This window comes from Thermus igniterrae ATCC 700962 (assembly GCF_000376265.1).
GTDB classification, from domain to species: Bacteria; Deinococcota; Deinococci; order Deinococcales; family Thermaceae; genus Thermus; species Thermus igniterrae.
Map to the genome: position 1 here is coordinate 1 of NZ_AQWU01000006.1, position 1,811 is coordinate 1,811.

A 1,811-nucleotide genomic window follows, 5' to 3' on the forward strand; every position below is an offset into this window, starting at 1 on the left:
TCGCTGGAGAAGCCCAGGAGGGCGCGGACCAGGTGGAAGAGAAAGAGGCTGAGGTCGGAGAAGGTCCTGGGCCTGCCGGGTTTTCTCTCCCCTTCTGGCAAGCGGGCTTGGAGCCATGCCTGGAGCAGGGGGACCAGTTCCTCCAGGGACAGGGGNAGGATGGAAGGGGGCGTCTGGTGTTCTTCCACAGCTCACCAAGCGCCCCCTTTTCCTTTGGCTTGTCAAGGGGGTATGCATTGAATATCCGAAAGGGGGGAAATGTGAGACTGTGACAGTTCAGGACTGTACCTTGAAATGGGCTTGCATAGCGGGCGAGGTAGTTTGTGTAAGGTATGGTGCAGTTGCGCCTTATCCGTGTATGGCCACGATATTTGTCTGCAATGCTTTTGGCTGGGTAAACGAGTGTTTTGAGAGGCAGGAGCAGAGATGCCAAACTTACTGCGTACGCTAGCTAATAGTTTTGCAAAATTGGCTCGCAGGGCTGCAGAAATCGTTTGGTATACTGGATTTCCCATCAGCTTTTTCAATCTTCTACGTGAGGTCCTCCATCATTGGAGGACCGGAACATTTTCCAGGGAGGACGCTTTGGTTACCCTTGCATTGGTTATAATGGTGTGGAGCGCATTCCGATTTGTGGGCATCCCACTTGGTGGATCCCTCTTAGCTATCGCTTACATTGCCTATTCCTTGGAAGGCAGGTGATGGGTTTGCGCAGTCTTCACTGCGACATGCGTTTATTGGACCACAGATCCCACAGGAAAGGCGGTCTGTGCATTAACAGCCTTTGTGTGCACTGCCTATGACTGGTAGCAAGTTTGCACCCCGAAACAGGAGGAGAGATGCCAAACGTATTGCGTTTGCTAAGGGAAAGGTTTCGGACTTTGGTAGACATTGCTTTCTACTCTTCTTTAGCGGCGCTGCAATTTAAGCTGTGGCTCTCCGTTTTTGATGATCTTTTTCGCAATGAGAGGCTTGAAACCGGGGACGTTTTCGTGGTGTTTTGCCTCCTCCTGACCCTCTGGTTTGCCTATAGGCGCATAGGCCTACCTTATGCCAGCGCTCTTCTCGGAATGATCTGGGCTGCCTATCTTCAATCCGGGCACTGATAAGGCAGGAAGCTGCCTTCAAAGATCGTTTCTCAAGAAGAAGAAGCCCTATCTTAGGGGTGGAGGTGGTACAATGAAAGCGAAGGGGGGTGTTGGGATGGCCTTTCGGAACCGAGAAGTCCCAAAAAGACTCCTCTCATTTGGGCTATTTGTGATTTTCACGGTTCTTGCGTTTCTTCTTGAACAGAAGGGCATTTGGGGTGGGTTGCAGCTGCTGTTGGGCTTGGGTGCGATTTTGGCCTTCTACCTGGGCTGGGGTAAGGGCGTGGTCCTTAACCTCCCGAAAGCCTTGGTCTTCTCCCTCTTTGCCGTAATCCTCTTTTACCTCTTCCTGGATTTGGTATTTCCTGGGACTTTTGCCCGTCGCCTGGGCGATATGGCCGTGGAGCCCTACGCTATAGGGGTCGTCTTGGCCCTGCTTCTTTTTCGCCCAGGGCGTGTTTCGAGTGTTTGAAGGGGACCGGTAGGGGTGGGTGGCGGAGTACAGACCCGCTTACCAGCCCGCCTTCTACCAGCATCCTTCTTGGGGGCATGAGGACGGCCTACTTCCAGTTCTCTAGATGAGGGGCAGGGTATCAAGGCGTCAAACCCCGAGCCCAGGTTGGCCAGGGTGGCGGGGACATAGAGGCGGGTTGGGTGATCCATACGTCCTACACCGCCCCCAGAATACCAGGAGCTTTCTGGGGTTTAGACAAGAAGAAGAAG

Annotated in this window: 1 protein-coding gene; it reads left to right on the top strand. The window is 53.4% G+C overall.

Annotated elements, in window-relative coordinates; all coding sequences use genetic code 11:
- Positions 1 to 1,179 precede the first annotated feature (1,179 nt).
- Entirely contained in the window at positions 1,180 to 1,560 is a 381-nt protein-coding gene (locus B128_RS12915; RefSeq protein ID WP_126187883.1) for a hypothetical protein, read from the top strand.
- The last annotated feature ends 251 nt before the right edge of the window (positions 1,561 to 1,811 follow it).

Excerpts from the sequence above, each read along its gene's own strand:
- B128_RS12915 (WP_126187883.1), top strand. The coding sequence starts at position 1,180 with ATGAAAGCGAAGGGGGGTGTTGGGATGGCCTTTCGGAACCGAGAAGTC.